We start from the raw sequence: 7,639 nt of genomic DNA, 5'->3' as shown, positions 1-7,639 counted from the left end.
AGCTTGAGACCAAACTGGCTCAGGCTCAGTGATGGTGTCATTCAATTCTAAGGTGACAATAGACACGCCCGGCCTTGAGGTTGAGCTCACGAGTTTAACTTCACTCAGCTCACGCAGCTTGTTCTCGATAACTTCTGTTACCAAGGTTTCAACACGCTCGGCACTGGCTCCGGGGAAACTGGTTGTGATGTTCGCGTAACGGTTGATGATGACTGGGTCTTCTGCACGTGGCAACGTCATGAACGCAGAAATACCACTCACCATCAGCAGTGCGGTCATTAAGATAAGCAGTCGAGTGTTGGAAATAGTCTCTATGATTTTCATGCTATTTCCTATTCAGCAGTAACGCTTGCTGGCTTCACGGTTTGTCCAGGAACTAAACGATGTAAGCCACTGGCAATCACTTGTTCACCGTCTTCAATCGCCCCACTCACGTACGCTTGTTGATTGTTGGCAAACAACACCTGAACACTTCGGCGCTCAACTTTGTTGTCTTCACCAATCACAAAGATGTTCCACACACCGCGCAATCCATCAATCAAACCCGTTAATGGCACCCAGTAGCCTTGGTCATCAATCTGCTCATCAAATTTCAAATAGGCAAGTTGCCCTTCTAACACCGACGATTGTTCAGGAAACAAGTAACGCAAACCGACACTGCGAGACTGTGTGTCGACCATTGCGCCCGGATTCAACAGTCTCACAGCGAATTCATCTCGCCCGACGCGAATACTTGGGGCGGAAAGTGAAGTAACCTTTTTCATTTGATGGGCAGGAATACCGATAAAGGCTTCTTTCCCTTCAGAGGCAAGCAGTGTAAGAGTTGGATTCCCTACATTCACTACATCTCCAAGCGAGACAAAGCGTGTTGCGATGGTCCCTGAATATGGCGCACGAACTGTCGATTTCACCAGCTTCAATTGATTGCCTTTTACCGAGGCATCAATACGCAGTAAGTTCGACTGTAACACGCGTTGCTCACTGGTTAACGAATCAATCTCAGCTTCGGCACTGAAGCCTTTCGCTTTCAATGAACGTTGACGTTTAAGGTTCGCAGCCACCAAACTCAATTGAGCTTTGACTTCTTCAGCCTGCGCTTTCAGTTGGCTAGACTCGGTTTCCAAAAGTTGGGTATCCAGTATGATCAACGGCTGACCCGTTGTGACTGTGTCACCGACATCCACCAGAATCTCGTTTACTTTGCCCGCCAGTTCGAAACCTAAATTAGCCTGCTGACCCGCCTTAACCACACCGACATATTCACGCTGAACTGCATAAGAGGAAGACCGCGCCAAGGCCATCGTTTCCACCGTTAAAATGGTTTGGACGCTCGATGCCGTTTCAGCGGTTGAATCAACCGACTCTTGGGCTTGTTCCTTTTCGCCACATCCAACAAGAAAAGCCGACAACGCCACTGCCACTGCGCTTCCCTTCATCAATTTATACATACGTACTGTTCCTATGCGGTACTCAATTATGTTCTTTTTTTAGACTAACCAAATCAAACTAGACTGTCTAGTTTGATTGTGTTAAAAATAAGTTTCATCGTTAATGATTGATAAAACCATCACAAAAAGCATAATGCTTAGCGTAAAACGAGACACATAGAACTGAGCACCAACAGGCACCAAGCAAAGAGACAAACTAGGTAACGAGACAACACTAAGTAACGAGAAGCAAGCACGTGACTAAAATCATCAAGAGTGAACAGAAAAGATCGCAGATCTTAACCGCAGCCAGCCAACTTTTCTCTGAACATGGCTTCAAGATCAATATGGATCAGATAGCCAAAGCAGCGAACGTTTCTAAGCAAACGGTCTACTCTCACTTTAAAAACAAAGACGAACTTTTCGAAACCTGCATGCAAACCAAGTGTGCGGAGCGAGAACTCAGTCCTGCTGCCTTTGATATGGATGCTGCGGTGGGTGATGAGTTGGTGAAATTTGGTGTGAAGTTTCAGGATTTATTACTTGATGAACAATCTAGACAAACCTTTCAAAATGCCATTAGCCAAGCGAATACGCATCCAGAGATCGCCTCTATCTATTTAGAAACTGGCCCTCAGAAAACCACCAAGTTACTTGCTGATTATTTGCAGTCGAAAATAGACTCTGGTGATCTCACACTGTCGACATCAAGCTCGCCAGTCATTGCAGCACGCCAACTGTTGTTGATGTTTCACGGCAAATCGGCGTATTGGGGATTCTTCGGACACGATAGCGGAGAATCTGAAGAAGAAAGACTTCACTACACTCGCGAATGTGTCGCGCTGTTCTTAAACGGCAATCAGCCTCGTTAATCGTTCAAGGTTCATGTCGCCGTTAGCTCGCATTTGAAACTGACTCAAGAAGTAACTCATAGAAACGTTTAGCAGCAGGGCCTGTCTTGGCTCCTTTTGGTAAAGTCAGGTGCAGCGGAACGTGATACCCACTGCCATTTTCGACATTCAACACAGTGAGCTTGTCACTTCCTCGACTTTCAACAATGTGCTTTGGTAGTCGACAATAACCGACTCCCTGCTCTACCGCGCCAAACGCATGATCGAAATTATCCACCGTAATGCGCTGACTCGACTTCAACCACCCTACATCCTTTTTGTTCCCTTGCTTTTTACTGCCTTGACTAGCTTGAGCACCTAAGTCCCGCACCACAATTTGTGGCAGCGACGACAACTGGTTTAGTGATATAGATGACACGTTAGCTAAAGAGTGCGAACTTGCGACAACGGGCTCCATCATCGTAAAACCAAAGGCTTCTGCTGAGTAATTAGTAATAGGCAAGTTGATGATAGCCACATCGGCCAGTTCTTGAGTCACCAGTTCGGTTGTTTTAGACAGTGATGTTTCAATCACTTGTATCGATGTGGTGTTGTTCTCCGCCAAAAATGCAGCCATCGGTTGATAAAGACGCTCAAGACAACACAAGTGATCAACCGCAACCACAATTTCAGACTCAACACCTTTCGCTAGCTGTTCACTGATCAACTCTAGCTCGCGAGCTTGTTCCAACATACTGCTTGCACGGCGCAACAGTGATTTCCCATCCTCCGACAAGACCGCCCTACGACCTTCAACCTGCACTAAAGTCACGCCTAATTGGTCCTCCAATTTTCTCAGCGCATAAATCAGCGTGGTATGGCTCTTGTTCAATTGCAGTGCCGCTGCCTGAATACTGCCTGCGCGGTCAATCTCGTAAAGGGTTTGCCATTGGTCGAGGGTGGTTTTCAATCTCATCGGTCTAAAATCCTGACAGTTAGTAACTATATTATGAACTTTTTTGTCTGTTTTTTACAGGTAATATCTATTTCAACAGGCAATCAAGCCTCCTATGTTTTGCGAAATGACCATGAGTCTCAGCGCAATACCAAGTAACTGTTTGGAGAAATAACCATGAAATTATTACAAGTCGATTTTGAATTTAGCGGCCCATTTGGTGAAGAGATGTCAAACGCACTCGTTGACCTAGCAAAGTCTATTAACAACGAACCGGGTATGATCTGGAAAATCTGGACAGAAAACGAAGCTGAAAGACTGGGCGGTGGTGTCTATCTTTTTGAAGACCAACTCAGTGCAGAGGCTTACCTAGCGATGCATAGCGCTCGCTTAAAAGAGATGGGTGTTGAAGAAGTGCGTGGTGTGATTTTTGACGTCAATCAGCCATTAACTACCATTAATAAAGGCCCAATCAACGGTTAATCAAACTTGTTCATTCGCTGAATGACAACAAAGATACTGAATAGCTAAGTAATAAATAGAGAGATACGTAATGAACAACAAAACTTTTCTTAGCCTACACGGCATTATTTACGCAGGGTTTGCCATCGCACTGTTTTTTATCCCAACGGTAATGTGGCCCATGTACGGCGTAGAGATCAATGATAAGTACGCGTACTTTCTCTCTCAACACACCAGTATATTTTTGGGTGGTATCGCTGCAATAAGCTGGCTGCTTAGAGACATTGAACCTGGCTTGTCCGCTAAAAAGCTCATCCAAGGCTTGGTGGTTACAAATATGCTCGGCGCCATCATCACATTGTATGCGGCATTTACAGGAATATTTGTTGGCTTCGGCTGGAGTGATCCGGCGTTCTTCCTTTCACTATCGGTGCTCAGCGTGTTGCAGGTTCGTCGACAAGGCTAGTTCATACAAAACCAAACCAAACCAATAAAAAAGGAACAGATGCACTCATCATCTGTTCCTTTTTCTCAATCAACTGTCGTTAACCTAGCGCGCTCAGCTTATTTACCGTGCTCAACGTAAATCAATTCATCAGTATTGAAGCCACGCTCTTTAGACATCGCTTTGAACTTCTCCATCACTCCTGGTGCAACCTCTGGTGTTCTTGAAAGTAACCACAAGTAGTCGGTATCTGGGCCCGAAACAAACGCGTACTGGTAGTTCTCTTTGTCCAACTCAAACACCACATAAGCTCCGTAGAAGGGGCCAAAGAACGACACTTTTAGATAACCCTGATCGCTGCCTTCGACAAAGTACGCCTTACCTTCCGCTTCGTTCCATTCGCCATCTTCCGCCGAATAGCCGCGGTTAATCACCTTAACGCCACCATCATCACGCAAGCTATATTCGGCACTGATGTTATCTAAGCCACGCTCAAACGAGTGGTCTAAACGAGCCACTTCGTACCATTTGCCCAAGTATCTATCCAATTCAAACTGTTGAACGGGCTTTACTGTTTCAGGCATGCCCACGCAACCACCCAATAGAATCACACTAAGCAGCAATAATATTTTTTTCATCCTAACCTCGGCTTGTTTTTATTAGTAATGCGAGTAAGCCTTGTGAAAACATAAACTTACATCCTTGGTAATACGTTAAATCCATTTTTAAAGTTCACCTAACTGTAATTTATTCAGAATCTTATGTGAATTGTTTAGTCTGCGAATGAATCAATGGTGTTTCATTGATGTTCGATATTGAGTCGGAGTCACCGCAAAATATACGGCAAGTTAACTTAATCAGGAGAGCAACTATGGACACTTTATTATTAAAAATCCGCGATATGATTCTTACCTCTCGCTTTCTATACTTACTAAACAGTGGAACATGGAATAAATAACAATGAACAATAAGCTCACTTTGCCACGCACTGCATGGATTGCATTATTCGCTAGCCTAGTCTCTGTGCCATCGGCTTTTTCTCAAAGCCTAACCGCAGACCAGATCTTTACCAATGCCGACATATATGGGCATCGCGAGTCAGACTCGATCGTTACCCATAAAGGCAAGATCATCTTCATCGGTGACCACGCTCAGGCGCAATCTTTTCAAGGTCAGAGTACCGATGTCATCGACTTGGAGAATGCCTTTGTTTTGCCGGGGTTCATTGATAATCATAACCATGTGTTTGAAGCCGCCTCAGAGCTGGGTGGCAATTGCGAACTAGACTCTGAAGCCACATTAGAAGAGCAAATCCCTTACTTAGAAGCGTGTAAAATCAATGCCGAAACCAATGGTCGAGGCTGGCTGATGGGTTATGGCTTTTCTCTTGAGTCGACACTCGACAGCGACTCTGAATACACACCACTTGAGATCATCGACAGCATCTTCCCTGATCGTCCCGTGGTGCTTATGGAGCAAACCTCTCACTCGATGTGGGTCAACTCTAAAGCCCTGAAGATCGCTCGAATCAGCCAACAATCACCTGATCCACAAGGTGGCGCATATTTAAAAGACCAAGACAGCGGCAAGCTCAATGGCATCTTATTAGATAACGCTGGCGACCAAATTATGGAGATGGCGTGGAACAGCCAAAGCGAGCTCTTTGAACAAAGCTACCAAGGGTTAATGTTCGGTCTTGAAGAAGCCGCTGCGCACGGCATTACCACCATCGGTGACGGCCGGATGTATTGGAAACGAGGCTGGTATGACGTTTGGCTAGAAGCGGAGCAAAACCAAGATTTGACGGCTCGCGTGTCATTACGCCCTTGGGTTTACCCATCAATGGCGATACCCTCGCAATTAGAAGTCTTCGAGAAGATGTATTCAGATGATAAAAGCCGTCTGTTGCTCGTCGATCAGGTAAAAATGTACAGCGATGGCATCTTCATTAATGGTACAGCAAAAACACTCGCGCCCTATTTAGATACCTATCTGCCACAGTCTCCCAATGGCCTAAACTACATTCCACCAGCACAGATGAAAGAGTGGCTAACCGCGCTAGATAAAATCGGTTTTAGTGCGCACATTCATGCGATTGGTGATGGTGCCGTTCGTGAATCACTAGATGCGATTGAAAGCGTGCGTAAACAAGGCTCGAAAAAACCTTATACCTTAACCCACGTAGAGCTGATCAATGATGAAGACGTTCCCCGCTTTAAGCAACTCAATGTCTCGGCGGATTTCCAAGTCGGTTCCGATTATGTAGCCAAGCATCAACACCAATGGGCTGAAGCCTTCCTTGGTGCTCGCCGTGCCAAAGCCATGATGAACCTAGACGCGATACTTAAGACTGATGCCAATATCACCTTGAGCAGTGACTGGAACGTACACGACATCAACCCTCTAGTTGGAATCGCAAATAGCTTAATCATGGGTAAAACAGGCCTAACTGATATCTACACAGCTATCGACGCTTACACGCTCAATGCAGCAAAGAGCCTTGGTATCGAAGACGTCACGGGGTCTATTGAGGTTGGAAAATCAGCGGACTTCGCGATTCTCAACAAAGACATCACTACAGTATCGGCAAGACAAATAGCCAAGACTCAGGTGTTGATGACAGTGTTAAGAGGGGATGTGGTTTTCGAGCGTATAACCAAAGGTAAGTAAAAAATAGCTAATAATCACTGAACATTATCTTTTCCAAGACAACCAAAAAACACAAACATAAAAAAGCATCAATAATATTAAAACATAAAGGTAACAAGTGAATGCAATTATAAGATCAATATCTGTAGGCGTTATATTTGTCCAAATACGTTATTGATATTGCATACGCTACACCGTATAGTGCGCGCAATAATTAACCTCCACTGAGATTTACTTGACATGAGAATACTGATTGGCGCAATAGTCATTGTGCTGAGCATTTTGTTATCCGCATGCACAGATAAAGCTATTACTTCTAGTAGCGAAAAATCACACGATGTTACGAACATAAAAGACACTACGCCTAACAATACGTATATACAGGCTCCCACAACGGAAAGTACGGCTTCTCAAAGTTCACTAGAGTCACATGAAAAAGAGCAGGACAATCTGCAGACTCAGTCGATTCCCAAACCTTCGCAGAAACAGAAGGCCTCTACCGCAGAAGATCCAAAAGAAACTAAAAAACAGAAAGACGCTATAAAAAAAGAGCCCAAATTAGCAAATGAAAAACCATTAGAGCAGAAACAAAAGACACCAAAGAAGTTACAAGTAGAAAAAGAAAACAATAACTCTAGCCACCAACCTTTAGTTTTCCCTGAGTTTTATGCGCCTGAAAAGTATAAACACCCACTACGTCACTCAAAGAAACTCAACTTCATGATTGGCGAAGATAGTAAGGGTTCTTACTTGTATGGTGAAGGTCCTATCGTGCCTGGCGCTTTCAAAAAATTCATTGCTTATGTCGAACACTATAAAAGCCAAGGCGTTGATTTAAAAAGGTTTATGCTTCATAGCCCTGGTGGTGTAC

At 44.6% G+C, this 7,639-nt stretch carries 8 protein-coding genes and 1 pseudogene; 5 read left to right on the top strand and 4 right to left on the bottom strand.

What is annotated here, in order from left to right; all coding sequences use genetic code 11:
* Positions 1 to 324, bottom strand: a 324-nt coding sequence (locus AB4496_RS16580) for an efflux RND transporter permease subunit (RefSeq protein WP_372131398.1), incomplete at its 3' end; no start/stop codon positions are given.
* 8 nt (positions 325 to 332) lie between these two features.
* Positions 333 to 1,448: an efflux RND transporter periplasmic adaptor subunit gene (locus AB4496_RS16575; RefSeq protein WP_102257818.1), complete on the bottom strand. Its 1,116-nt coding sequence runs from the start codon at positions 1,446 to 1,448 to the stop codon at positions 333 to 335.
* A gap of 236 nt (positions 1,449 to 1,684) precedes the next feature.
* On the opposite strand from AB4496_RS16575, the gene AB4496_RS16570 reads away from it, so the two are divergent.
* Positions 1,685 to 2,299: a TetR/AcrR family transcriptional regulator gene (locus AB4496_RS16570; protein ID WP_004736309.1), complete on the top strand. Its 615-nt coding sequence runs from the start codon at positions 1,685 to 1,687 to the stop codon at positions 2,297 to 2,299.
* A gap of 22 nt (positions 2,300 to 2,321) precedes the next feature.
* Here the strand turns inward: AB4496_RS16570 and AB4496_RS16565 are convergent, their stop codons facing one another.
* Positions 2,322 to 3,233, bottom strand: coding sequence for a LysR family transcriptional regulator (locus AB4496_RS16565; protein ID WP_102257817.1), 912 nt, complete (start codon positions 3,231 to 3,233; stop codon positions 2,322 to 2,324).
* A 156-nt stretch (positions 3,234 to 3,389) separates the two neighbouring features.
* Here AB4496_RS16565 and AB4496_RS16560 point away from each other — a divergent pair, with 156 nt between their 5' ends.
* Both AB4496_RS16560 and AB4496_RS16555 read left to right on the top strand, forming a co-directional pair.
* Positions 3,390 to 3,695 carry a monooxygenase gene (locus AB4496_RS16560; RefSeq protein WP_012604433.1) on the top strand — a complete coding sequence of 102 codons (306 nt, stop codon included), beginning with the start codon at positions 3,390 to 3,392 and terminating at the stop codon, positions 3,693 to 3,695.
* A gap of 70 nt (positions 3,696 to 3,765) precedes the next feature.
* On the top strand, positions 3,766 to 4,140 hold the full coding sequence (locus AB4496_RS16555; protein WP_009847186.1) for a hypothetical protein: 375 nt from the start codon (positions 3,766 to 3,768) through the stop codon (positions 4,138 to 4,140).
* 98 nt (positions 4,141 to 4,238) lie between these two features.
* Here AB4496_RS16555 and AB4496_RS16550 read toward each other — a convergent pair whose 3' ends face one another.
* Positions 4,239 to 4,757 (bottom strand): lipocalin family protein, encoded by a 519-nt coding sequence (locus AB4496_RS16550; protein ID WP_009847187.1) that lies wholly within the window; start codon positions 4,755 to 4,757, stop codon positions 4,239 to 4,241.
* Between the two features lie 322 nt (positions 4,758 to 5,079).
* Here AB4496_RS16550 and AB4496_RS16545 point away from each other — a divergent pair, with 322 nt between their 5' ends.
* Both AB4496_RS16545 and AB4496_RS16540 read left to right on the top strand, forming a co-directional pair.
* On the top strand, positions 5,080 to 6,789 hold the full coding sequence (locus tag AB4496_RS16545; protein ID WP_102257816.1) for an amidohydrolase: 1,710 nt from the start codon (positions 5,080 to 5,082) through the stop codon (positions 6,787 to 6,789).
* Positions 6,790 to 7,008: 219 nt separating this feature from the next.
* Positions 7,009 to 7,639 (top strand): annotated as a pseudogene (locus AB4496_RS16540) (hypothetical protein); the annotation flags it as partial.

It is taken from the genome of Vibrio sp. 10N.222.46.A1 (genome assembly GCF_041473595.1).
GTDB lineage: Bacteria > Pseudomonadota > Gammaproteobacteria > Enterobacterales > Vibrionaceae > Vibrio > Vibrio tasmaniensis_A.
This window is presented reverse-complemented; position numbering and strand designations above follow the sequence as displayed.

What these genes read in the sequence shown, in the direction of transcription:
- AB4496_RS16550 (WP_009847187.1), bottom strand. Translation starts at nt 4,757, where the DNA reads ATGAAAAAAATATTATTGCTGCTTAGTGTGATTCTATTGGGTGGTTGC.
- AB4496_RS16565 (WP_102257817.1), bottom strand. Translation starts at nt 3,233, where the DNA reads ATGAGATTGAAAACCACCCTCGACCAATGGCAAACCCTTTACGAGATT.
- AB4496_RS16575 (WP_102257818.1), bottom strand. Translation starts at nt 1,448, where the DNA reads ATGTATAAATTGATGAAGGGAAGCGCAGTGGCAGTGGCGTTGTCGGCT.
- AB4496_RS16545 (WP_102257816.1), top strand. Translation starts at nt 5,080, where the DNA reads ATGAACAATAAGCTCACTTTGCCACGCACTGCATGGATTGCATTATTC.
- AB4496_RS16555 (WP_009847186.1), top strand. Translation starts at nt 3,766, where the DNA reads ATGAACAACAAAACTTTTCTTAGCCTACACGGCATTATTTACGCAGGG.
- AB4496_RS16560 (WP_012604433.1), top strand. Translation starts at nt 3,390, where the DNA reads ATGAAATTATTACAAGTCGATTTTGAATTTAGCGGCCCATTTGGTGAA.